The organism is Pseudomonas sp. 8Z, from assembly GCF_902506535.1.
In the GTDB taxonomy this organism is placed as follows: Bacteria; Pseudomonadota; Gammaproteobacteria; order Pseudomonadales; family Pseudomonadaceae; genus Aquipseudomonas.
In genome coordinates, this window is the sequence record NZ_LR733827.1 from 457,067 (window position 1) to 479,536 (window position 22,470).

Below are 22,470 nucleotides of genomic sequence, written 5' to 3' on the forward strand. Positions count from 1 at the left end.
CAGTTCCGCTGCCCGTGTCGCTTGATTTCACTCCAACTGTATCTTGTGGGGTTATTCACGAGCTCTTTAGCATGGCCCTTTCGCCAAAAAACGGGAAAGCCTGTCATGCCCCTGATCGACCTGCGTAGCGACACTGTCACCCAACCCACTGCGGCCATGCGCGAGGCCATGATGGCTGCCGAGCTGGGGGATGACGTGTACGCTGAAGACCCGACCGTCAATCGCCTGGAAGCCTGGCTGGCTCAGGAGCTGGGCTTCGAGGCAGCGCTGTTCGTACCGACTGGCACCATGAGTAACCTGCTGGGCCTGATGGCGCACTGTGAACGTGGTGATGAATACATCGTTGGCCAGCAAGCACATACCTACAAGTACGAAGGTGGTGGCGCCGCCGTGCTCGGCTCCATCCAGCCTCAGCCCATCGAGGGTGAGGTCGATGGTTCGCTGGATCTGGCCAAGGTCGAGGCGGCGATCAAGCAAGATGACTTCCACTTCGCCCGTACCCGCTTGCTGGCCCTGGAAAACACCATGCAGGGCAAGGTGCTGCCGCTTGACTACCTGTCTGCTGCTCGCGAGTTAACCCGTCGTCATGGCCTGAGCCTGCATCTGGACGGTGCGCGGTTGTACAACGCCGCCGTCAAATTGCAGGTGCCCGCGCGTGAGATTACCCAGCATTTCGACTCGGTGTCGGTGTGCCTGTCCAAGGGGCTTGGTGCGCCGGTCGGTTCGGTGCTCTGTGGTAGCGCCGCGCTGATCGCCAAGGCGCGGCGTCTACGCAAGATGGTTGGTGGCGGCATGCGTCAGGCTGGGGTGCTGGCTGCAGCAGGGCTGTACGCGTTGCAGCATCAGGTCGAGCGCCTGGCTGAGGATCATGCCAAAGCCGCGCATTTGGGCGAGGCATTGCTGCGTCTGGGCTACGACGTCGAGCCGGTACAGACCAATATGGTCTACGTGCAACTGGGTGCGCGTGCCGAGCGGATCAAGGCATTTATGGCTGAGCGTGGCATTGTTGTCAGCGCAGCGCCCAGGCTGCGGTTGATCACCCATCTTGATGTCGGCTCAGAAGGTGTCGAGCGGGTGATCGAGGCGTTCGCCGCGTTTCGCGATCATTGATCTGCTTGTCGGCCGCTCATAGTTCTCGGCTATCAACAAGGCACTAGCCGCGGGCGAAAGGGCCGATATAATGCGTCCTTTTGCCGGCTTTGCCGTGGCCGCCTGATTCCGTGGATATCCTTCTATGAAAAGCGCAGAAATCCGTGAAGCCTTCCTGAGCTTCTTCGAAGAAAAAGGGCACACCCGTGTCGCTTCCAGCTCGCTGATCCCGGCGAATGACCCGACCCTGCTGTTCACCAACGCAGGCATGAACCAGTTCAAGGACTGCTTCCTGGGCCTGGAAAAGCGCGCCTACACCCGCGCTACCACCAGTCAGAAGTGCGTGCGTGCCGGCGGTAAGCACAACGATCTGGAAAACGTCGGCTATACCGCGCGCCACCACACCTTCTTCGAAATGCTGGGCAACTTCAGCTTCGGCGACTATTTCAAGCGTGATGCCATTACCTATGCCTGGGAGTTCCTGACCTCCGACAAGTGGCTGAACCTGCCCAAGGAAAAACTCTGGGTCACCGTCTACGCCACCGATGACGAGGCCTACGACATTTGGACGAAGGAAGTCGGCATCCCCACCGAGCGCATGATCCGCATTGGTGACAACAAGGGCGCGCCGTATGCTTCCGATAACTTCTGGGCGATGGGCGATACCGGCCCGTGCGGCCCGTGCACCGAGATCTTCTTCGACCACGGCGAGCACATCTGGGGCGGCCCGCCCGGCAGCCCGGAAGAAGACGGTGACCGCTACATCGAGATCTGGAACAACGTCTTTATGCAGTTCAACCGCACCGCGGATGGCGTGCTGCACCCGCTGCCGGCGCCTAGCGTGGACACCGGCATGGGCCTGGAACGCATCAGCGCCGTGCTGCAGCACGTCAACTCGAACTACGAGATCGACCTGTTCCAGAACCTGTTGGCCGCTTCGGCTAAAGCCATTGGCTGCGCCAACGAAGGTCAGGCTTCGCTGAAGGTGGTGGCCGACCATATCCGCTCCTGCAGCTTCCTGATTGCCGATGGCGTGACCCCGTCCAACGAAGGCCGTGGCTACGTGCTGCGCCGCATCGTGCGCCGCGCCTGCCGTCACGGCAACAAGCTGGGTGCCAAGGGCAGCTTCTTCTACCAGATCGTCGCCGCCCTGGTGGCTGAGATGGGCGAAGCCTTCCCCGAACTCAAGCAACAGCAGGCACATATCGAGCGCGTGCTGAAAACCGAAGAAGAACAGTTCGCCAAGACCCTGGAGCAGGGCCTGAAGATCCTCGAACAGGATCTGGCTGATCTACAGGGCTCGGTCATTCCAGGCGATGTGGTGTTCAAGCTGTACGACACTTACGGTTTTCCGGTCGACCTGACTGCTGACATTGCCCGCGAGCGCGAACTGTCGGTGGACGAGGAGGGCTTCGAGCGTGAAATGGAAGCGCAGCGCGAACGCGCCCGTTCTGCCAGCTCCTTCGGTATGGATTACAACGCGCTGGTGAAAGTCGATACTGACACCAACTTCCTCGGTTACGAAGGCACCAGCGGCAGCGGCAAGATCATCGCCCTGTTCAAGGCCGGCGCCGCAGTCGACAGTCTCGCCGAAGGCGAGGAGGGCGTGGTGGTGCTGGACCAGACCCCGTTCTACGCCGAGTCCGGCGGTCAGATCGGTGACTGCGGTTATCTGGAGGGCGTCGGCGTGCGCTTCGACGTGCGTGACACCACCAAGGCGGGCGGCGCTTTCCTGCACCACGGCGTAGTCGCCAAGGGCGGCCTGAGCGTCGGCACCAGCGTCAAGGCCGAGGTCGAGGCCGATGTGCGTCAGGCTACCGCGCTGAACCACTCGGCGACCCACCTGCTGCATGAAGCCCTGCGTATCGTGCTCGGCGACCATGTGCAGCAGAAGGGCTCGCTAGTCAACAGCCAGCGCCTGCGCTTCGACTTCAGCCACTTCGAGGCGATCAAGCCGGAGCAGCTCAAGCAGATCGAAGACATCGTCAATCGTGTGGTGCGCGAGAACACGGCGGTGGAAACCGAAATCACCGATATCGAAACCGCCAAGGCCAAAGGTGCTATGGCGCTGTTCGGTGAGAAATATGGTGATCAGGTGCGCGTGCTGAGCATGGGCGGCGACTTCTCCGTCGAGCTGTGCGGTGGCACCCACGTGGCCCGCACTGGCGACATTGGCCTGTTCAAGATCGTCGGCGAGGGCGGTGTGGCAGCAGGTGTGCGCCGTATCGAGGCGGTTACCGGTGGGCAAGCGTTGGCTTGGCTCAATGGCGCCGAGGAGCAGCTCAAAGAAGCCGCTTCGCTGGTCAAGGGCAATCGCGACAACGTGTTGGACAAGCTCTCGGCGCTGATCGAGCGCAACCGCCAGTTGGAAAAGGAGCTGGAACAGCTCAAGGCCAAGGCCGCCAGCGCTGCGGGTAACGATCTGGCTGGTTCTGCTGTGGACGTGAAGGGTACCAAGGTGCTGGCTGCGCGTCTCGATGGTTTGGACGGCAAGGCATTGCTGGCGCTGGTCGATCAGCTCAAGAACAAGCTGGGTAGCGCGGTGATTTTGCTCGGCGGCGTGTTCGAGGAAAAGGTCGTACTGGTCGCGGGTGTCACCCAGGATCTGACCGCCAAGCTCAAGGCTGGTGACCTGATGCGTCAGGCCGCGGCAGCCGTTGGTGGCAAGGGTGGCGGTCGCCCGGATATGGCTCAGGGGGGCGGTGTCGATGCAGCCAAGCTGGATGACGCCCTGGCGCTTGCAGCGGCCTTGGTCGAACAAGCTTCGTAATTAGTATGAAAACGGGGCCCGCAGTGCGTCCGGCGGGCCTTGGCAGTATGGCCCGATGCGGGTTTAATGGGCGCCCTTCGAGGATTCAGGCGGCTTTTTGAAATGGCTTTGATCGTACAGAAGTTTGGGGGCACCTCCGTCGGCACCGTCGAGCGTATCCAGCAGGTGGCCGAGAAGGTGAAGAAATTCCGCGAGAACGGTGACGACATCGTCGTCGTGGTTTCCGCCATGAGTGGCGAGACCAACCGCCTGATCGATCTGGCCAAACAGATCACCGAGGGCGAGCCGGTGCCGCGTGAGCTGGATGTGATGGTCTCCACGGGGGAGCAGGTGACCATCGCGCTGCTGGCCATGGCGCTGATCAAGCGTGGCGTGCCAGCGGTGTCCTATACCGGCAACCAGGTTCGCATCCTCACCGATAGCGCCTACAACAAGGCGCGCATTCTGCAGATCGATGATCAGAAGATTCGTGCTGATCTCAAGGCGGGTCGCGTCGTCGTTGTTGCTGGCTTCCAGGGCGTCGATGAGCAGGGCAGCATCACCACGCTAGGTCGTGGTGGCTCCGACACCACAGGTGTAGCGCTGGCTGCAGCGCTGAAAGCCGATGAGTGCCAGATCTATACCGATGTCGATGGTGTTTACACCACCGATCCACGTGTGGTGCCTAAGGCTCAGCGTCTGGAAAAGATCACCTTCGAAGAGATGCTGGAAATGGCCAGTCTCGGCTCCAAGGTGCTGCAGATCCGCTCGGTGGAGTTTGCCGGCAAGTACAACGTCCCGCTGCGCGTTCTGCACAGCTTTCAGGAGGGGCCGGGCACCCTCATTACCCTTGATGAAGAGGAATCCATGGAACAGCCGATCATTTCCGGCATCGCTTTCAATCGCGACGAAGCCAAGCTGACCATCCGTGGCGTGCCGGATTTGCCGGGCGTGGCCTTCAAAATTCTTGGCCCGATCAGCGCTGCCAATATCGAAGTGGACATGATCGTGCAAAACGTGGCGCACGATAACACCACCGATTTCACCTTCACCGTGCATCGCAACGACTACAACAACGCTCTCAGTGTGCTGCAGAAGACGGCTGATGAGCTGGGTGCCCGTGAAGTTGTCGGTGACACCAACATTGCCAAGGTTTCCATTGTTGGTGTTGGTATGCGCTCCCATGCAGGCGTTGCCAGTCGCATGTTCGAAGCTCTGGCCAAGGAAACCATCAATATCCAAATGATCTCTACCTCTGAGATCAAGGTTTCTGTGGTTATCGAGGAGAAGTATCTAGAGCTGGCTGTGCGTGCTCTGCACACCGCTTTCGAACTCGACGCCCCGGCCCGACAGAGCGAGTAATGGATCGACCCGAAAGGCGCGGCTGGTTCCGCGCCTTTCGTTTTTTTGACTGGCATGCGGGAACTTTCTTTCTGCGCGGGCTGGTCAATACTTGGGTGGAAGCTTGACGGCTCAATTGGGTTGCAGGCTGCCGCCATTTTATTTTTGCAGACTGTTGTTCTGAAAATGTAATCCGTGAGGAGAAAGGAATGCTGATTCTGACTCGCCGGGTCGGAGAGACCCTGATGGTCGGTGATGAAGTGACTGTCACCGTGTTGGGTGTGAAAGGTAACCAGGTGCGTATTGGTGTCAATGCGCCGAAAGAGGTTGCCGTGCACCGTGAAGAAATCTACCAACGCATCCAGAAAGAGAAGGGTGACGAACCAAGCCACTAATTTTTCTACAAATTTTTGTTTGCAAACGGGGAAAACATGGTTATCATGCGCCCCGTGTTGCGGAGAGGTGGCCGAGTGGCCGAAGGCGCTCCCCTGCTAAGGGAGTACACCTCAAAAGGGTGTCGGGGGTTCGAATCCCCCCTTCTCCGCCATTATTCAGCGAGTCTGGTGTAAGCCAGGCTGGCGAATCAACCAGAGGTGATCTGGTATAAAAGCACCGACCGGACTCATAGCTCAGCTGGATAGAGTACTCGGCTACGAACCGAGCGGTCGGAGGTTCGAATCCTCCTGAGTCCGCCATATTAAAATGGCTTGCATCGCTGCAAGCCATTTTGTTTCAACCAGCGGTGATCTGGTCTAAAAGCGCCATAAGGTCGTACGAAAGCGTAGCGAGCGAAGGGTAGGCGAGGCGAAAGCGAGCGAAGAAGCGCAGTTTAGTTTTCTAAATGAGCATTCTGAGTTCGCTTTCAACGAAGCATAACCAAGCGCAGTACCTTTCGAGTGATCTGTAACGGACTCATAGCTCAGCTGGATAGAGTACTCGGCTACGAACCGAGCGGTCGGAGGTTCGAATCCTCCTGAGTCCGCCATATTGAATGGCTTGCAGTGCTGCAAATCATTTTGTTTCAACCAGCGGTGATCTGGTCTAAAAGCGCCATAAGGTCGCGCGAAAGCGTAGCGAGCGAAGGGTAGGCGAGGCGAAAGCGAGCGAAGAAGCGCAGTTTAGTTTTCTAAATGAGCATTCTGAGTTCGCTTTCAACGAAGCATAACCAAGCGCAGTAGCTTTCGAGTGACCTGTAACGGACTCATAGCTCAGCTGGATAGAGTACTCGGCTACGAACCGAGCGGTCGGAGGTTCGAATCCTCCTGAGTCCGCCATACCAAAAGGGCCTGCAGTAATGCAGGCCCTTTTTATTTGTGCTTTATTTCTTTACGCAACCCGCTTCGTCGAAATTGATCTGCTGGCGCTTGCCGCGTTTGTCGTCATAGTAATAGCGCTGCCGCCCGTTCTGGCGGGTGATTCTGTCCGGTTTGCCCAGGCTGCTTTCTACATCGGCGCGGCTCATGCCGCTGCGTATTTCTTGGCGAATGATGGCCTGGCGTCTTTCGCTGCTACTGATCAGATTGCCGCAGCCATCGTCGTGCTGACCCACAATGACTAGATCCTCTTGGGAGGTTGCTGGTTTGGGGCGTTTTGGGGTGTTTGCCAGTGGAATGGCTTTGCCGCTGCTGGGGGTGTGGTTGCGTGCATCCTGCAGATGCTGTTCCTGGTCGCTTTTGCAGCCGTGGCGTGTGAAGGTGACATGGCCGTTGGCGTCAACGCAACGGAACACGCTGGTTGCTAGGCTGTCTTGAATAGGGGAGAGAAGCACGGCAGTTAACAGTGCGGCGAAGTGTGATCCTCGCATGATTCGTCCTCCTTGACGGTTTCATGACTAGGCTAGCCCATTTTTTCGTATGCGTCAGGGTGTCTTGCGGGCGATAGCTGGCGTCGCATAGCCAGGTTTTCATGCGTGATCGAAGTTTGTGATGCAAGCGCTTGTTCTTGCCGTGCTTTTGTCACGTACAAAGCGATTTGCGGTGTTATTATTCGCCGCGTCAGCCTCGCCGAGGCTTGTGGAATACCACCATGGACTTACCCAGTAGTTACTCAAAACTCCCCTCGTACAATCGTGTAAGACCTGATTGATCCCCTTTGGCGCGCCTGCCAACTGGGGGTGGAGCGCGCTATGACTGAAGTAGAAGCCAAAAAGCCGCAAGAGAGCCTGCAGGATCGCCTGGCACAGGTGGTCGAGCTGTTGCACCGGCATAAGCTGGTTGAAGACTTGACTCATCGTCAAGAGGGCCAGCATCAGGATCGGGTCGAGATCCTGGTGCATCGGCAGAATCTTGCCGAGTTGCAGCGCAAGCTCGAAGGTGTGCATCCCGCCGATATCGCTCACATTCTTGAGGCTTTACCGCTCGAAGATCGTTTGACCGTCTGGCAATTGGTCAAGGCCGAGCGCGACGGCGACATCTTGCTGGAAGTGTCCGACGCGGTACGTGAAACCCTGATCGCTGACATGGATGATCATGAGATTCTCGCCGCGGCCAAGGACCTCGATGCTGATGAGCTTGCCGACTTGGCGCCCGAATTGCCGCGCGATGTCGTTCACGAGCTTATGGAGACGCTCGACGCCCAGCAGCGTGAGCGTGTGCGTTCGGCGCTGTCCTATGAGGAGGATCAGGTCGGTGCGCTGATGGACTTCGAGATGGTGACTATCCGTGAGGATGTCAGTCTTGAGGTCGTGCTGCGCTACCTGCGTCGTCTGAAGGAGCTGCCAGGTCATACCGACAAGCTTTTCGTTGTGGATTATGACGGCGTGCTCAAGGGGGTGTTGCCGATCAAACGTCTGCTGGTCAACGACCCGGATAAACAGGTTGGCGAGGTTATGGCTGACGATCCGGTGAGCTTCCATCCTGATGAAGATGGCTACGACGCTGCTCAGGCTTTCGAGCGCTACGATTTGATTTCTGCTCCGGTCGTGGACAAAAACGGCAAGCTGATTGGTCGTCTGACCATTGATGAAATGGTTGACCTGATCCGTGAGGAAAGTGAAAGCGAAGTGCTGAATATGGCCGGTCTGCGTGAGGAAGAGGATATCTTCGCCTCAGTGTGGAAATCGGTGCGCAACCGTTGGGCCTGGTTGGCGATCAATCTGGTAACGGCCTTTTTGGCGTCGCGAGTGATTGGTCTTTTTGAAGGGTCGATCGAGAAGCTGGTCGCGTTGGCGGCGTTGATGCCCATTGTTGCAGGTATTGGCGGCAACTCGGGTAATCAGACCATCACTATGATCGTGCGTGCCATGGCGCTGGATCAGGTCAGCACGGGCAATACGGCACGCTTGGTGCGTAAGGAGCTCGGCGTTTCATTGATTAATGGCATTCTTTGGGGGGGGGTAATTGGTGGGGTTGCCTACTATCTGTACGGCAGTTGGTCGCTGGGTGTGGTGATGACTACGGCAATGACACTGAATCTCTTGCTGGCAGCGTTGATGGGGGTGTTGATTCCTATGACTCTGGCGCGCATGGGGCGTGACCCTGCCATGGGGGCTAGTGTAATGATCACCGCTATGACTGATAGTGGTGGCTTTTTCATCTTCCTTGGGCTGGCTTCAATCTTTCTGTTATAGGCCTGTCTAGCTGCTTGAGCGCTCGCATTAAGTGTGTGGGCGTTGTGCATTGCCCGATTCTGTGGGGAGGTAATGCAATTGAAAACAAAAAACCGGCTTTATCAGATTGTGTGAAAACTTCCGCTCAGTCTGATGTTCGCGTCGCCATGCGGAAAGTTCAGAAGCTTCCCGATCTGGCTTGCTCAGATCTGACAAGAGAGCGCCAAGTGTGATCGTTGATTGATCAGACCTGGCGCTCAATTCGTTTTCACACGGCCTGATAAGGCCGGTTTTGGGAAAGGGCTTGCTTAGGCTTCTTCAGTTGCCATTTCCACGTCGTGTGCAATGAGTGCGACGAGTGCGGTCTGCTGTCGGCGTGACAGTTGGCGGAAGCGTTGCAGGAGTTCGCGCTCGTGCAGCGACAGCTCAGGACTGTCCAAGCGCATGTTGAGGTCGTCGTCTAATGCACCTTCCTGCAGCATGCTCTGCTCAAGGCGGGCAATGATTTCCGAGTTCATGCTGCGGTGATGGTTGCGTGCTACGTCAGCGATACGCTCACGCATGCCATCAGGCAAGCGAACGACAAATTTGTCAGCCGTGCGGCTGGAGTAGGTAGCCTGTTTCATAGGGCGCATTCATTACCGGTTAGTTCAGGGAGCGATACTGGTAGTCAGTGTCGAGATTGTCACCGGTTTGACCGTCTTTAGCACTAGCCGTTCAACCGGTATCGCGTTCTGCGTCGTTATGACCCGGAGGTCTCTGAACAGTTCCTTGACGCCAAATACGTGGCACATTGTCATCGAAGTGTGGGCTTTATGCCAGCACCAATTGTCAGAAATGCGTAGCATTCGGCATAACGCTTCTCTTGGACGTTTCTTTGCTTAAAAGATTCAAGATTGCGCTATCTCTTGGCATGTGAGCTTCGAGGTTGTGACGGTTTCTACATATTTGGCTGCATTTTTGCCAGGGTTCGTCGATTTTACAGTCTTAATGATAGTAGACGGCCATCATTGTGTCTGCGAAGGGCTGGCGATTTTGGGCTCTCAAATGTTCTCCATACGATCGCTTGGCGTGTTTGTGCGAGAGTGCTGCAAAATGTGTATTCGCTGACGTGTGCAGTTTTGCACGGCCAATAGTCGCGTTCGCATAGATGCATTCGTCGCTTGGGGCTGGTGTGGTGTCAGGCAGGAAGTATTTCAATGCGAGGCCGGTTGATCTATCTGATGGGGCCTTCGGGGTCGGGGAAGGACAGTTTGTTGAGTGCGGCACGAGCGCCGCTCGGGGCTCATGGTTGCCGTTTTTCTCGACGGGTCATCACCCGCAGTGCCGAGTCGGTTGGTGAGGATGCAGTGGGCGTCACCTTGGCTGACTTCGAGCGGTTGGAGGGGGAGGGTGCTTTTGCTATGAGTTGGCGCGCCAATGGCCTCGCTTACGGGATACCGCGAGAAATCGACGACTGGCTCGATGCTGGGCATGATGTCCTGATCAACGGTTCGCGTGGGCATCTGACGGCAGTTCGCCAGCGTTATCCTGAGCTGCTTGCTGTGCTCCTGCAGGTTGATGAAACGATTTTGCGACAGCGGCTGCTGGCTCGCGGGCGGGAAACGCCTGAGCAGATCGAGCAGCGATTGGCTCGCAGTCGTCGTCTGGCAGTGGAAGACGATGAGTCTTTGATCATCTTAGATAACTCCGGTCCCTTATCGCAGACCGCTGCCCGTTTGCTGCAAGTGCTGACGAGGTCTACTGAAGCGCCTGGGATGCCATCTTGACTGCTGGCTGGAACGCCCTATCAGGGGCGGCGTGGCTTTATTCCAGTGGTAATTCGGTGGTGCGTTTGACCTCGCTCATGGCGATATGCGAGTGCGCTTCGTGCACGTGTGGGCGCTGTAGCAGGTGATCGCGTAGAAAACGCTCGTAGTCGGCGATGTCTTTGGCCACCACTTTAAGCAGATAGTCCGAGCCGCCGGCCATGCTGTAGCACTCCAGCACCTGCGGGTAGCCGACCACGGCTTGCTCGAACTCGTCCAGATTGCCGCGGCCATGGGCCGACAGTTTGATATCGACGAATACGGTGATGCCAAAGCCCAGGCGCTTGGGGTTGAGCAGGGCGACCTTGCGTTCGATCAGTCCTTCTTCCTGCATGCGATGAATGCGCCGCCAGCAGGGTGACTGTGATAGCTCGACCTTCTCTGCTACCTCGGCGGCGGAGAGGTCGGCATTGTGCTGCAACAGGCGAAGAATACGGCGATCGATGGGGCTGAGCTTGTCTTGCATGTCTGTTCCCCTTTTCTTGTGATTATTGGAAGCATCATGCGAAGTATTGTGGGTGCACTGCGAAAATAGAAAGAAAAAAGCCAAATTCTGCGCTCATGCTTAAAGCCAGTCTGTTGCGGCGATCCTGTGACTAGACTGATGAGGCGTACCTACCGTCGCGCCTCTCGTGCTCGCATAACAATAAAAGGAGCGCTCCATGTCACTGGCCGAAATCCGTCTGGATGACAAATACCGCCTCGCCACGGGGCAGCTCTACCTGACCGGTACTCAGGCGCTGACCCGTCTGCCCATGCTGCAGAAGCAGCGGGACGCCGCCTACGGCCTCAACACTGCCTGCTTCATTTCCGGCTATCGCGGCTCGCCCCTGGGCGGCCTGGACAAGAGCCTGTGGGACGCGCGCGAGTACCTGAAGGAAAATCACATCCACTTCCAGCCCGGTGTCAACGAGGAGCTGGGCGCCACCGCCGTGTGGGGCAGCCAGCAGGCCAACCTGTTCCCCGGCGCGCGCTACGACGGCGTGTTCGCCATGTGGTACGGCAAGGGGCCGGGCGTGGATCGCAGTGGTGATGTGTTCAAGCACGGCAACTCGGCTGGCGTTTCCAAGCATGGCGGCGTGCTGCTGCTGGCTGGAGACGACCACGGCTGTAAGTCCTCGACCATCGCTCATCAGAGCGAGCATGCCTTTATCGCAGCGTCGATTCCGGTGCTCAATCCGGCCAATGTCCAGGAAATTCTCGACTACGGCATCATCGGCTGGGCACTGTCGCGCTACAGCGGCTGTTGGGTGGCGCTCAAGACCATCGCGGAAAACGTCGATTCCTCTGCCGTGGCGGATGTCGACCCGTTGCGTATTCAGGTGGCGATTCCCACAGATTTTCAGCTCCCCGAAGACGGCGTGCATATCCGCTGGCCCGATCCGCCCCTGGCCCAGGAAAAGCGCCTCAACGTCTACAAGATCTATGCCGCGCGCGCCTTTGCCTTGGCCAACGGCCTCAATCAGGTCAAGCTCGATTCGCCCAATCCGCGTTTGGGCATCATCACCACCGGCAAGTCCTATCTGGATGTTCGCCAAGCCCTGGATGATCTCGGTCTAGACGAAGCGCTGTGTGCCCAGGTCGGCCTACGTGTGCTCAAAGTTGGCATGAGTTGGCCGCTGGAGCCGGTATCGGTGCACCGTTTTGCTGAAGGCCTGGACGAGATTCTGGTGGTGGAGGAAAAGCGCAGCGTGATCGAGGATCAGCTCACCGGCCAGCTCTATAACTGGCCGGTAGGCAAGCGCCCGCGTGTGGTCGGTGAGTTCGATGAGCAGGGTAATTCCCTGTTGCCGAATCTGGGGGAGCTGACGCCAGCAATGATCGCTCGGGTGATCGCCAAGCGCCTGGCGCCGATCTACAGCAGCCCGACCATCGAGGAGCGCCTGGCCTTCCTCGATGCCAAGGAAAAGGCCCTGGCCGCGCCCAAACACAAGACCGCGCGCACCCCGCATTTCTGCTCCGGCTGCCCGCACAACAGTTCGACCAAGGTGCCCGAGGGCAGTCGTGCCCTTGGCGGTATTGGCTGTCACTACATGACCCAGTGGATGGGGCGTAGCACTGACACCTTCACCCAGATGGGCGGTGAGGGCGCCACCTGGATTGGCCAGGCGCCCTTCACCGACACCCCGCACATTTTCCAGAACCTCGGTGACGGCACCTACTTTCACTCCGGCCACCTGGCTCTGCGCGCGGCGGTAGCCGCTGGCGTCAGCATCACCTACAAGATTCTCTACAACGACGCGGTTGCCATGACTGGCGGCCAGCCGATCGATGGCGAGCTGCGCATCGACCAGCTCAGCCAGCAAGTGCATGCCGAGGGCGTCAAGCGCATCGCCCTGGTCAGCGACGAGCCGGACAAGTACCCGAGCCGCGCCACCTTCGCGCCGGGGGTGACCTTTCATCATCGCCGCGAGCTGGACGCCGTGCAGCGCGAGTTGCGCGAGGTCAAAGGCGTATCGGTGATCCTCTACGACCAGACCTGCGCCACCGAGAAGCGTCGTCGGCGCAAGCGTGGCAAGTTGCTCGACCCGGCCAAGCGCGCCTTCATCAACCCGGCGGTTTGCGAGGGCTGCGGTGACTGCAGCGTGAAATCCAACTGCCTGTCGGTGCTGCCGCTGGAAACCGAGTTGGGGCGCAAACGAGAGATCGACCAGAGCGCCTGCAACAAGGACTTCAGTTGCCTGGAAGGCTTCTGTCCGAGCTTCGTCACTGTGCACGGTGGCAGCCTGCGCAAGCCTGAGGCCGTGGGCCAGGGCGCTTTGTTCATTGCCTTGCCGCAGCCACAACAACCGACGTTGAGCCGCCCTTGGAACATTCTTCTACCCGGTGTTGGCGGCAGTGGCGTAACCACCGTTGGCGCCTTGCTGGGCATGGCTGCGCATATAGAGGGCAAAGGCTGTACCGTGCTCGATCAGGCTGGGTTGGCGCAGAAATTCGGCCCGGTGATCAGCCACATCCGTATCGCCGAGCGGCAAAGCGACATCTTCGCGGTGCGAATCGCCGCTGGCGAGGCTGACCTGTTGCTGGGTTGTGATCTGGTCGTTGCATCGAGCGAGGATTCATTGGCCAAACTCAACGACAAGATCGCCCACGCCGTGATCAATAGCCACGAAACGCCTACCGCTGAATTTACCCGTAACCCGGATGCTCAAGTGCCCGGCGCCGCTATGCGCGAGGCGCTCAGTGAAGCGGTGGGCGAGGGCAAGATTCATTTCGTCGATGCCACGCGCCTGGCCACCCGGCTGCTTGGTGACAGCATCGCCAGCAACCTGTTCATGCTCGGTTATGCCTATCAGAAGGGATGGGTACCGGTGTCCGCTGAGGCCATCGACAAGGCCATCGAACTCAACAGCGTGGCGGTCGCCTTCAACCAGCAGGCTTTTCTTTGGGGGCGTCGTGCCGCGCATGACCTGGCCGCAGTGGAAAGGCTCACCGCGCCCACGGTGGTCGAGGCGCCGCATTGCCAGACGCTGGAGGAGATCATCGAAGATCGTGCCCAGCGCCTGAGCGCTTACCAGAACGCCGCCTATGCCGAGCGTTACCGCGAGCTGGTCGAGCGTGTGCGCAAGGCCGATACCGATGCCGAGCAGCGCTTGAGCAAAGCCGTGGCGCGTTACTACTACAAGTTGCTGGCCTACAAGGACGAGTACGAAGTGGCGCGGCTGTACAGCGAAGGCACGTTCCGCAAGCAGCTAGAGGCGCAGTTCGAAGGTAATTACCGCCTGCAGTTTCACTTGGCGCCGAGTTGGCTGAGCAAGCCGGATGCGCTTACTGGCGAGCCGCGCAAGCGCAGTTTTGGTCCCTGGATGCTCAAAGCCTTCGGCGTGCTGGCGCGTCTGCGCTTTCTGCGTGGCACGCCGCTGGATGTGTTCGGCTACAGTGCTGAGCGGCGCCTGGATCACACGCTGATCGAGTGCTATGAGGCGGATCTGGTCTACCTGCTGGATGAACTCAAGCCCGGTAACTACCAGGCCGCGCTGGCATTGGCTGAGCTGCCTGAGCACATACGGGGTTATGGTCATGTGCGTGAAGCTGCTGCACGTCAGGCGCGCGAGCAGGCCGAGCAGCTCAAAGCGCGCGTGCGCGTTAGCGAGATTGAGGCGGTGAAGCTGTTCGAGCCGACCGCTTGAGTATGAAGAAAGGTAAGCGCGACACAGCGGCATGACAAACCGCTGCAACGCCGCTAAGATGCCGCCCGGTCGTTGCAATAACGGCCGTGTCCCCTTAGTTCAACGGATAGAATAAGCCCCTCCTAAGGGCTAGATGCTGGTTCGATTCCAGCAGGGGACGCCATCGACTCAGTAACGAAAAAGCCGACTATCTCAGTCGGCTTTTTGTTTTTACAACAGTAGAAAGGCGCTCCGCCCGGAGCGCCACTGGCTTACCAGTTGAAGTTCACCGAAGTGAGCATGGTGCGCTCGTCGCCGTAGCGGCAGATGGCGAATTCGCAGTAGGTGTACTGCTTGTTGGTGAGATTGTTGGCGTTAAGCGTTACTGACCAATTTTCGTCGATCTGGTAACGGGCCATGGCATCGAACAAGGTATAGGCTGGCATGGCAGAATCTATCCCTGATGCCTGGGTCGTGCCTTTGTAGCGCGCGCCTGCGCCCACGGTCAGTTGCGGAATGCCCCAGTTGACGAAGGCGTAGCTGGCCCACAGGGCGGCCTGGTGGTAAGGCGTGTCTTCGCTGCGTTGACCGACTTCTGTGGCAATGGCGCTTTTAGTGATGCGGGCATCGGTATAAGCGTAGGACGCAATGAGGCTAAGAGCATCGGTCACATCCGCTTTGGCTTCCAGCTCCAGGCCGCGGGAGCGTACTTCACCTGTTTGTCGGTAGCTAAGATCGCTCGGATCCTGCTTCAGAACATTCTCTTGCGTCAATTCATAGATAGCAGCGCTAAGCAGCAGGTTGCTGTCCTTGGGCTGATAGCGCACACCGATTTCGTATTGCTTGCCTTCTGTGGGGTCGAAAGTCTGCCCCGTGACTTCTGCGACAGAGACGGGGAAGAACGACTCGCTATAGCTGATATAGGGCGCCAGACCATTGTCCGCCAGGTAGACCAGGCCTGCACGATAGGTGGTGGCTTCGTCATCCTGACTGGCTTTGTCATCGTTGCGATGCGCCGCTTGTTGCTGATCGGCCCAGTCGTGGCGACCGCCCAGCAGCAGGATCCATTTATCATCGAATTTGATTTGATCCTGCAGATACACGCCTTTTTGTAGCGTGTCGAGCTGCGAGCCGCGATCCGCTGCGCGGTTTCTGTTGACCACGATAGGCTGGCCATAGTTGTAACGGGTTAGATCCAGATCCATGCTGCGGTTGGTAGCGCGGAAGTTGTGCGAATCGTAGGAGGTGTCATAGCCGTCGAAACCAACCAGTACCGTGTGCTCGACGCTGCCAAGCTGCCACTTCGACTCGATATTGGTATCGCTGGCCCATGTGCGTGCGCGTTCGCGGCGGTCACTATATTGCCTTTGCAAAATACCTGTCGTGGCAGCCTGGTTGATTACTGCAGCTGTTGTAGCGGCGTTGCCGGTTCTGACCTGGAGGTAGTTCCACTTCACATCCGATTCGGAATACCGCAGCTTGTGGTTGAGCGTGAAGTTCTCGTTGAAGTGGTGTTGAAACTCGTAGCCCAGTGCCGACATCTCGCCGTTCATATCGTCGTAATCAGGCTCGCCGATGAAATCGTGGCGGCCGATCTTGAAGCCGCTGTCACCGACACCCTTGACCAACTGATAAGGCAGGGGAGCGGAGAAGCGCGTATCGGTCTTCTGGTAGAAGGACAGCAGGGTCAGCGAGGTGTCTTCGTTGGGGCGCCAGGTCAGCGCCGGTGCGATGTAGAACTTGTCGTCGTTGATGTAATCCTGCTGGGTGTCGCTGTCGCGGCTAAGCAGGGTCAGGCGATAGCTCAGGGTATCGCTGCCGGCCAACGGGCCACTGAAGTCGGCGGAGAGTTGCTTACGATCATGTGAGCCGACCTGCATGTTCAGCTCATGGAAGGGCGTTTCGGTTGGTCGCTTGCTGACACCGTTGATCATGCCGCCCGGCGAGAGCTGGCCGTAGAGCACCGAAGCAGCACCGCGAATGACCTCGACGCGCTCCAGGCCGTAAGGCTCTTGCACGCCATCGTAGGAGTTGTTCTGCAGGCGCAGGCCGTCGCGCAGCGAGCCGCCGGTGCCGGATTCGACGTCGAAGCCGCGAATGCGGAAACGGTCGGCGGTACGGTTGAAGCTAGTCGGCTGACTTGTTATGCCAGGGGTATAGCTCAGCGCCTGGGACAGGGTTTCGGCCTGACGGTCGCGCAGCTCGTCACTGGTGACGATGGACAATGACTGCGGCGTTTCGGTGATCGGCGTGTTGGTCTTGGTGGCGCTCATGTTGCGCTTGGCGACATACCCGGTCACATGCTCGGTAGGTTGCTCCACGACTTGGCCGGTGACGTTGATTTCGCCAATTTCCACAGGGTCTAGCGTATTTGCCTGGGTGGCCTCTGCGGCAGCCAGGTGGCCAGAGCTGAGGCTGGCGATGGCTAGAGTGAGAGCGGTAAGGCTGAAGGCGGGGCGGCGAAAGTCGTATTCCGGGCGTTTCTGCGTGTCATGGCGCATGGCGTGACGAGTCCTGTTGTCTTTCGATGTGTGTCTGCGCGAGGCCGAGGATATTCTGGCGATCCATCATGCCGGAGCGCTGGTGGCAGCCTACTATGGCGGAACGCACTCTACATCTAAATGAGAAAGATTTGTACTAATTCACAATTTATTGTCTTCACTAGGCTATTGCTGCAAGCTACGCGCAATAGCCTGGGGCTGGGAGGATGCTGGTTTGAGGCGTCTCCCAATGTCGATGAGCCGGGCGTGTTTGCCGTGATGAATCCGCAAGCCCATGAGCCTGCTCGGTGTTAAGCCGGACGGGCGCGGCTGTGCTTCGAATTTGAGTGTGTGTGCATGTTGAAAGCGACGCGACTTCAGCTCCAGTTTGCTGAGCTGAAGGTGCTGGATGACATCAGCCTGACGATTCCCGAGGGCTGCTTTACTGCGCTGCTTGGTGCCAATGGCTGTGGCAAGACCACCTTGCTCAATGTATTGGCGCGTATGCAGCGTCCGGCCAGTGGTGAGGTGCTGCTCGAAGGCAAAGCGCATGCGCAGTTCTCGCGGCGCGAGCTGGCCAGGCGTGTGGCGCTGTTACCCCAGCGTACTTCTTCGCCTGCGGGTATCACTGTGCGTGAGCTGGTCATGCAAGGGCGTTATCCCTGGCAGACCTGGTGGCAGCAATGGAGCGAAAAGGATCAGCAGGCTGTGGATCGCGCTGTGGAGTTGGCCGATATCACGCAGTTGCTCGATCGCACCTTGTCCACGCTTTCCGGTGGCCAGTTACAGCGTTGCTGGATCGCCATGACGCTGGCGCAGGACACGCCGGTGATTCTGCTCGATGAGCCCACCACCTTTCTCGATATCGCCCACCAGATCGCCTTGCTGGAGTTGTTGGCAGGGTTGCGTGATCAGGGCCGTACCATCGTTGCCGTGCTGCATGACCTGAATCAGGCCGCGCGTTATGCCGACAATCTGGTGATGCTGCGCCAGGGCAAGGTGCACGCACAGGGCGCGCCGACGGAGGTGTTCACGCCTGCCAACCTCAAGGCCGTATTCGATCTGGATGCTCATATCATTACCGATCCGCACTCGGGGGATCTGTTATGTGTACCGGCTTCGTCGACTCGCGCTCGCGCCGCTGACTGCCAGGTAAGCCCGTGACGCGTACGTGGAGTTGGCCTGTCTGGCTGTTGATACTGCTTGCCATTGCCCTGGCGTCGACGCTGCATTTGGCGGTCGGTGCCAAGTCGATCCCGTGGAGCGATGTCTGGCAGGCGCTGGTTGCCTATGATCCGGGCAATACCGACCACAGCGTGATTCAAGGTTCACGTCTGCCGCGTCTGTGGGTGGCCATGGTGGTGGGCGCCTGTCTGGGGTTGGCCGGTGCGGTGATGCAGGCGGTGGGCGACAACCCGCTTGCTGATCCAGGAATCTTAGGCGTCAACAGCGGTGCGGCGCTGTTCGTCGTGGTCGGGCTGTTGGTGCTGCCCGGCAATGACATGAGCATGATTCCTCTGTTCGCCTTCAGTGGTGCGTTGGTGGCGGCGCTGGGCGTCATGCTGTTGGCGGGGCGTACGCCCAACCCGGTGCGCTTGACGCTGTCCGGCGCGATGATGGCGGCGCTGTTCGGCGCAATTACGGCAATCCTGCTGCTTCTGGATCAGCAGGGACTCGACAGTCTGCGCCGCTGGCTGACCGGTTCTTTGGGCATCACGGGGGGCAACTTGCCGAGTTGGCTCTGGCCTTATGCGTTGGCCGGTGCGCTGTTTTGCCTGATCAATGTGCGGGCGCTCAATACCTATCGTCTGGGGGCGCAGGTCGCCGCGAGTATGGGCGTCAATCTGCTGCGCATGCGTTTGCTGAGCCTGGCAGCGGTGGTGCTGTTGTCCGGCTGTGCCGTTGCGCTGGCCGGGCCTATCGGCTTCGTCGGTTTGGTGGTGCCACATGCGGCGCGGCTGTTGGTGGGGCACGATTTGCGTCGTTTGCTGCTGGCTGCTCCGCTGCTGGGGGCCTTGCTGCTGATTTTGGCCGATGTGGTGGCGCGAACGCTGGTCAGCCCATACGAACTCAATACCGGCATCGTAACGGCTTTGATCGGTGGCCCGGTGTTTGTCGTTCTGGTGTTGAGGAAGGTGAAATGAGCGGCTGGCTGACGACGCCCAGGCGCTTGGCTGGGTTGCCCTGGATCGGTCGGCCGATTGATGTGTTGTCCGCATTGCTGCTGGTCGTGCTGCTATTGGCTTTGGCGCTTTATGCGGCCACCGTGGGCAGCTACTCGATGGGCATGGCTCAGCTCTGGCAGAGCCTGTTTAGTGGCGATTTGTCCGCCGTACAGGACAACGTGCTGTGGGAGTTGCGCCTGCCGCGTATTTTCCTGGCGATCCTCGGTGGCGCGGCGATGGCCTTGGCGGGCGTTCTGATGCAGTCGTTGACGCGCAATCCCCTGGCGGCGCCGGGGTTGGTCGGTGTCGAGGCGGGTGCCAGTGTGACCATGCTGCTGATTTTGGTGCTGTGGCCGTCACTACTGCCAGTGTCGCTCTATCCGCTGGCAGCGTTGCTGGGTGGCCTGGCGGTGGCGTTGTTCATCGTCGGTCTGTCCTGGCGTGGCGGTATCGCGCCGCTGCGTCTGATTCTGGTTGGCGTGGGGCTGACCGCGATGCTCGGTGCGGTTGCCGATCTGCTGATCACCTACGGCAATATCGACCGCGTCGAGTCGGCGTTGATGTGGCTGGGTGGTAGCTTGCACCGTGGTGGCTGGCCGCAGGTGCAGAGTCTGGCGTTGTGGCTGTTGCTGGCAGGCTTGCCGCTGCTGTTCTGCCATCGTCAGCTCAACCTCATGCAGTTGGGCGAGGGCGTGGCGCTCAGTCGAGGCCTCAACCTGACCTGGCTGATGCTTCTGCTGTTGCTCAGCAGTGTGATGCTGACCGCAGCGACAGTGGCCAATATCGGTGTGATGACCTTCGTTGGCCTGGTTGCGCCGCACCTGGCGCGGCAGCTCTGCGGCGACCGGCATGGCGCATTGTTGCCGCTGTGCGCGTTGTTCGGTGCCGTATTGGTCTTGCTCGGTGACACCCTGGGGCGTGCGCTGCTGCCGCCGTTGCAACTGCCTGCCGGGTTGGTTGTGGCCATTATCGGTGCTCCCTATCTGTTGATTTTGCTGGCGCGGCAACGCAGCCGTTGACGCGCCTTCACACAAGGACATGACGAAGAAAATGGTTAATCTGAGAGCGTTTTCCCTGGCGGCCTGCGCGCTGTTCGGGCTGATTTCCGTGCAGGCGTTCGCGGCTGAGACGCGAGTGTTCGAGAACCAGTTTGGCCGTGTCGAGGTGCCGGTTGCGCCGCGTTGCGTGGTGTCCTTGCACGATCTCAGCCTGACCACGCAGTTGCTCGAACTGGGCGTGACGCCGTGTGGTTCCACGGGCCGCAAGAAGCTGTTCTCCGATGCGCTGTTTCGTGGTGCGCAGCAGCGCTTCGATGTTTCCGCCATTCGCTACGTTGGCTCGCACCAGTCGCCTGACCTTGAGGCTATTGCGGCGTTGAAACCGGATCTGATCGTCGGGTTGTCCTATCACGAGGAGCTGAAAGAGCGACTCAGCAAGATCGCCCCTGTGGTTCTGCTGCCGGCGCGTGAGGCGGATATCAAGACCTACGCCAAGGAGCTGGCCGATCTGGTCGGCAAGCAGCAGCGCTATCAGGAGATGCTCAAGGAGTATCAGTGGATCGTTAGTGAGTTTCACAAGCGAGTCAAAGATCCTGCGCGCATTACCGTGACCACTCTGGAGGTCTACCCGGACGGCTTTCAGTTGATCGGCCGTTCTGGCATGGATGACGTGATTGCCGACTTCGGCCTCGGGCGTGTAGCAGCCTTCAAGGAGGCGCGGCAGAACGTGCCTTACAGCCTGGAGCGCATTGGCGACTTCGACAGCGATTTCATCATCGACACCTACGAAGAAATGCTCGACTCGGAGGCCAGTACCGAGGCGTTTCGGCAGTCGCCGCAGTGGCAGAACCTGTTTGCGGTGAAGAATCACCAATTCCTCTACTTCAACCGCAGCCGCTTCGCCGACACCATGCAGGGCATGATTGGCTCTGCCTACCTGCTGCTGTCGCACATTGGTGAACGTGCCTACAACCTACAGACGAAGTGAAGAAAACTTCAGCTCGCATTTGAGGTTGGCAACGCGAAGGTTTGTCGTGAGGGTGTGAACGGATCCGGGTCTGTTATCAATTAATATTGATTCTTGTTTGATAGTGAGTGGCTTTTGCGATAATTTGGTGCGCCTCATCAGTAGCGCCAAGGAATCCAGATGCTTACCGATTCGCTCAGCCGTGCAGGTCTCTCACAAGTTCAAGCTGATATCGAGGGGGCTCTGCCATTCGTCTTGCGTGCCCCGGTGTCGGGCGACTCCTGGCGTGATCATGCTGATCTGATCAGGCGCACTGTCGACAGCCAGTTGCAGACCACCGGTGGCATCCTGTTCCGTGATTTCGCCTTCCGTGATGCCAACGACTTCGAGGATTTCGCCCGCAGCTTCGGCCATGAGCTGCTGACCTACGATTACGCGTCCACGCCGCGCACCAAGCTCAACAGTCGCGTCTATACCTCCACCGAGTACCCCGCGCATCAGGTCATTCCGCTGCACAACGAGCAGTCCTACTCGTTGAACTGGCCAATGAAAATCTGGTTTCACTGCATTCAGGCCGCCCAGGTCGGCGGTGAAACACCCATTGCCGACAGTCGGCTGGTCTATCAGCGTATCGATCCCGCCATTCGTCAGCGTTTCGCCGACAAGCGCCTGATGTATGTGCGCAACTACGGCAATGGCCTGGATCTTACTTGGCAGCAGGCTTTCAGTACCGAGGATCGCAACGAAGTCGAGCGCTTCTGCCGCCTCAGTCATATCGACTTCGAGTGGAAGGACGACGGCGAATTGCGCACTCGCCAGGTGTGTCAGGCCGTGGCCCAGCATCCGGTTACCGGGGAGTGGGTCTGGTTCAACCAGGCGCACCTGTTCCACATCTCCAACCTGCCTGCGGCGCTGCGCGAGACGCTGGTGTCCATCGTCGGCGAGGAGGGCGTGCCGCGTAACGTCTTCTATGGCGATGGTTCGCCCATCGAGCTGGAAGCGCTGGAGCATGTGCGCGATGTGCTGCAGCGCACCCAGGTCATTTTCCCTTGGCAGACCGGCGATGCACTGATGCTCGACAACATGCTGGTTGCCCATGGGCGCTCCACCTTTCAGGGGGCGCGCAAGGTCGTGGTGGCCATGGCTGAGCCCGCGCCGGCGAACTGATGCCCCTCACTCCCGATGCCGCCGCGAAGGCGGCAGACCTCGAATCTGCA

The 22,470-nt window shown here is 58.9% G+C and carries 16 protein-coding genes and 5 tRNA genes; 17 read left to right on the top strand and 4 right to left on the bottom strand.

The window, feature by feature from the left end; all coding sequences use genetic code 11:
• Nucleotides 1–105 precede the first annotated feature (105 nt).
• The 8 genes from ltaE to AERO9A_RS14930 all read left to right on the top strand — a co-directional run bounded on the left by ltaE (nt 106) and on the right by AERO9A_RS14930 (nt 6,453).
• Nucleotides 106–1,110: a low-specificity L-threonine aldolase gene (gene ltaE / locus AERO9A_RS14895; protein ID WP_159972732.1), complete on the top strand. Its 1,005-nt coding sequence runs from the start codon at nt 106–108 to the stop codon at nt 1,108–1,110.
• Between the two features lie 124 nt (nt 1,111–1,234).
• Nucleotides 1,235–3,859 (top strand): alanine--tRNA ligase, encoded by a 2,625-nt coding sequence (alaS, locus tag AERO9A_RS14900; RefSeq protein WP_159972733.1) that lies wholly within the window; start codon nt 1,235–1,237, stop codon nt 3,857–3,859.
• 102 nt (nt 3,860–3,961) lie between these two features.
• Nucleotides 3,962–5,200 (top strand): aspartate kinase, encoded by a 1,239-nt coding sequence (locus AERO9A_RS14905; RefSeq protein WP_159972734.1) that lies wholly within the window; start codon nt 3,962–3,964, stop codon nt 5,198–5,200.
• A 188-nt stretch (nt 5,201–5,388) separates the two neighbouring features.
• Nucleotides 5,389–5,574 carry a carbon storage regulator CsrA gene (gene csrA, locus AERO9A_RS14910; protein WP_069517029.1) on the top strand — a complete coding sequence of 62 codons (186 nt, stop codon included), beginning with the start codon at nt 5,389–5,391 and terminating at the stop codon, nt 5,572–5,574.
• Between the two features lie 61 nt (nt 5,575–5,635).
• Nucleotides 5,636–5,726 (top strand) — tRNA-Ser (locus AERO9A_RS14915).
• A 71-nt stretch (nt 5,727–5,797) separates the two neighbouring features.
• Nucleotides 5,798–5,874: transfer RNA gene (locus tag AERO9A_RS14920), tRNA-Arg, on the top strand.
• A 213-nt stretch (nt 5,875–6,087) separates the two neighbouring features.
• Nucleotides 6,088–6,164 (top strand) — tRNA-Arg (locus AERO9A_RS14925).
• A gap of 212 nt (nt 6,165–6,376) precedes the next feature.
• A tRNA-Arg gene (locus tag AERO9A_RS14930) sits at nt 6,377–6,453 on the top strand.
• A gap of 44 nt (nt 6,454–6,497) precedes the next feature.
• Here AERO9A_RS14930 and AERO9A_RS14935 read toward each other — a convergent pair.
• Complete coding sequence (locus AERO9A_RS14935) at nt 6,498–6,983, bottom strand: DUF4124 domain-containing protein (RefSeq protein WP_159972735.1); 486 nt, start codon at nt 6,981–6,983, stop codon at nt 6,498–6,500.
• 321 nt (nt 6,984–7,304) lie between these two features.
• On the opposite strand from AERO9A_RS14935, the gene mgtE reads away from it, so the two are divergent.
• Complete coding sequence (gene mgtE, locus AERO9A_RS14940) at nt 7,305–8,747, top strand: magnesium transporter (RefSeq protein ID WP_159972736.1); 1,443 nt, start codon at nt 7,305–7,307, stop codon at nt 8,745–8,747.
• 287 nt (nt 8,748–9,034) lie between these two features.
• Here the strand turns inward: mgtE and AERO9A_RS14945 are convergent, their stop codons facing one another.
• Entirely contained in the window at nt 9,035–9,361 is a 327-nt protein-coding gene (locus AERO9A_RS14945; RefSeq protein ID WP_159972737.1) for an Arc family DNA-binding protein, read from the bottom strand.
• A gap of 564 nt (nt 9,362–9,925) precedes the next feature.
• On the opposite strand from AERO9A_RS14945, the gene phnN reads away from it, so the two are divergent.
• Nucleotides 9,926–10,495 carry a phosphonate metabolism protein/1,5-bisphosphokinase (PRPP-forming) PhnN gene (gene phnN / locus AERO9A_RS14950; RefSeq protein ID WP_159972738.1) on the top strand — a complete coding sequence of 190 codons (570 nt, stop codon included), beginning with the start codon at nt 9,926–9,928 and terminating at the stop codon, nt 10,493–10,495.
• 37 nt (nt 10,496–10,532) lie between these two features.
• On the opposite strand, the gene AERO9A_RS14955 is transcribed toward phnN, so the two are convergent.
• Entirely contained in the window at nt 10,533–11,000 is a 468-nt protein-coding gene (locus AERO9A_RS14955) for an Lrp/AsnC family transcriptional regulator (RefSeq protein ID WP_159972739.1), read from the bottom strand.
• A gap of 196 nt (nt 11,001–11,196) precedes the next feature.
• On the opposite strand from AERO9A_RS14955, the gene AERO9A_RS14960 reads away from it, so the two are divergent.
• Entirely contained in the window at nt 11,197–14,664 is a 3,468-nt protein-coding gene (locus tag AERO9A_RS14960) for an indolepyruvate ferredoxin oxidoreductase family protein (protein ID WP_159972740.1), read from the top strand.
• Nucleotides 14,665–14,752: 88 nt separating this feature from the next.
• Nucleotides 14,753–14,827, top strand: a tRNA-Arg gene (locus tag AERO9A_RS14965).
• A gap of 88 nt (nt 14,828–14,915) precedes the next feature.
• Here the strand turns inward: AERO9A_RS14965 and AERO9A_RS14970 are convergent.
• Nucleotides 14,916–17,144 carry a TonB-dependent siderophore receptor gene (locus tag AERO9A_RS14970; RefSeq protein WP_256665971.1) on the bottom strand — a complete coding sequence of 743 codons (2,229 nt, stop codon included), beginning with the start codon at nt 17,142–17,144 and terminating at the stop codon, nt 14,916–14,918.
• Nucleotides 17,145–17,480: 336 nt separating this feature from the next.
• On the opposite strand from AERO9A_RS14970, the gene AERO9A_RS14975 reads away from it, so the two are divergent.
• The 5 genes from AERO9A_RS14975 (at nt 17,481) to AERO9A_RS14995 (ending at nt 22,420) form a co-directional block, all read left to right on the top strand.
• Nucleotides 17,481–18,287 carry an ABC transporter ATP-binding protein gene (locus AERO9A_RS14975; RefSeq protein ID WP_159972741.1) on the top strand — a complete coding sequence of 269 codons (807 nt, stop codon included), beginning with the start codon at nt 17,481–17,483 and terminating at the stop codon, nt 18,285–18,287.
• Nucleotides 18,284–19,267, top strand: a complete 984-nt coding sequence (locus AERO9A_RS14980) for an iron ABC transporter permease (RefSeq protein WP_159972742.1) — start codon at nt 18,284–18,286, stop codon at nt 19,265–19,267. The genes AERO9A_RS14975 and AERO9A_RS14980 overlap by 4 nt, the downstream gene beginning before the upstream one ends.
• The gene (locus tag AERO9A_RS14985; protein WP_159972743.1) at nt 19,264–20,307 is read left to right on the top strand and encodes an iron ABC transporter permease; all 1,044 of its coding nucleotides are present in this window, start codon (nt 19,264–19,266) and stop codon (nt 20,305–20,307) included. The genes AERO9A_RS14980 and AERO9A_RS14985 overlap by 4 nt, the downstream gene beginning before the upstream one ends.
• A gap of 31 nt (nt 20,308–20,338) precedes the next feature.
• The gene (locus AERO9A_RS14990; protein ID WP_159972744.1) at nt 20,339–21,274 is read left to right on the top strand and encodes an ABC transporter substrate-binding protein; all 936 of its coding nucleotides are present in this window, start codon (nt 20,339–20,341) and stop codon (nt 21,272–21,274) included.
• A 159-nt stretch (nt 21,275–21,433) separates the two neighbouring features.
• Nucleotides 21,434–22,420: a TauD/TfdA family dioxygenase gene (locus AERO9A_RS14995; protein ID WP_159972745.1), complete on the top strand. Its 987-nt coding sequence runs from the start codon at nt 21,434–21,436 to the stop codon at nt 22,418–22,420.
• Nucleotides 22,421–22,470: the final 50 nt, after the last annotated feature.

Bases quoted from the DNA above. Each gene is read 5' to 3' on its own strand.
- AERO9A_RS14945 (WP_159972737.1), bottom strand. From the start codon at position 9,361: ATGCGCCCTATGAAACAGGCTACCTACTCCAGCCGCACGGCTGACAAA.
- AERO9A_RS14935 (WP_159972735.1), bottom strand. From the start codon at position 6,983: ATGCGAGGATCACACTTCGCCGCACTGTTAACTGCCGTGCTTCTCTCC.
- AERO9A_RS14975 (WP_159972741.1), top strand. From the start codon at position 17,481: ATGTTGAAAGCGACGCGACTTCAGCTCCAGTTTGCTGAGCTGAAGGTG.
- AERO9A_RS14990 (WP_159972744.1), top strand. From the start codon at position 20,339: ATGGTTAATCTGAGAGCGTTTTCCCTGGCGGCCTGCGCGCTGTTCGGG.
- AERO9A_RS14960 (WP_159972740.1), top strand. From the start codon at position 11,197: ATGTCACTGGCCGAAATCCGTCTGGATGACAAATACCGCCTCGCCACG.
- AERO9A_RS14985 (WP_159972743.1), top strand. From the start codon at position 19,264: ATGAGCGGCTGGCTGACGACGCCCAGGCGCTTGGCTGGGTTGCCCTGG.
- phnN (WP_159972738.1), top strand. From the start codon at position 9,926: ATGCGAGGCCGGTTGATCTATCTGATGGGGCCTTCGGGGTCGGGGAAG.
- mgtE (WP_159972736.1), top strand. From the start codon at position 7,305: ATGACTGAAGTAGAAGCCAAAAAGCCGCAAGAGAGCCTGCAGGATCGC.
- alaS (WP_159972733.1), top strand. From the start codon at position 1,235: ATGAAAAGCGCAGAAATCCGTGAAGCCTTCCTGAGCTTCTTCGAAGAA.
- AERO9A_RS14905 (WP_159972734.1), top strand. From the start codon at position 3,962: ATGGCTTTGATCGTACAGAAGTTTGGGGGCACCTCCGTCGGCACCGTC.
- AERO9A_RS14995 (WP_159972745.1), top strand. From the start codon at position 21,434: ATGCTTACCGATTCGCTCAGCCGTGCAGGTCTCTCACAAGTTCAAGCT.
- csrA (WP_069517029.1), top strand. From the start codon at position 5,389: ATGCTGATTCTGACTCGCCGGGTCGGAGAGACCCTGATGGTCGGTGAT.
- AERO9A_RS14955 (WP_159972739.1), bottom strand. From the start codon at position 11,000: ATGCAAGACAAGCTCAGCCCCATCGATCGCCGTATTCTTCGCCTGTTG.
- ltaE (WP_159972732.1), top strand. From the start codon at position 106: ATGCCCCTGATCGACCTGCGTAGCGACACTGTCACCCAACCCACTGCG.
- AERO9A_RS14970 (WP_256665971.1), bottom strand. From the start codon at position 17,144: ATGCGCCATGACACGCAGAAACGCCCGGAATACGACTTTCGCCGCCCC.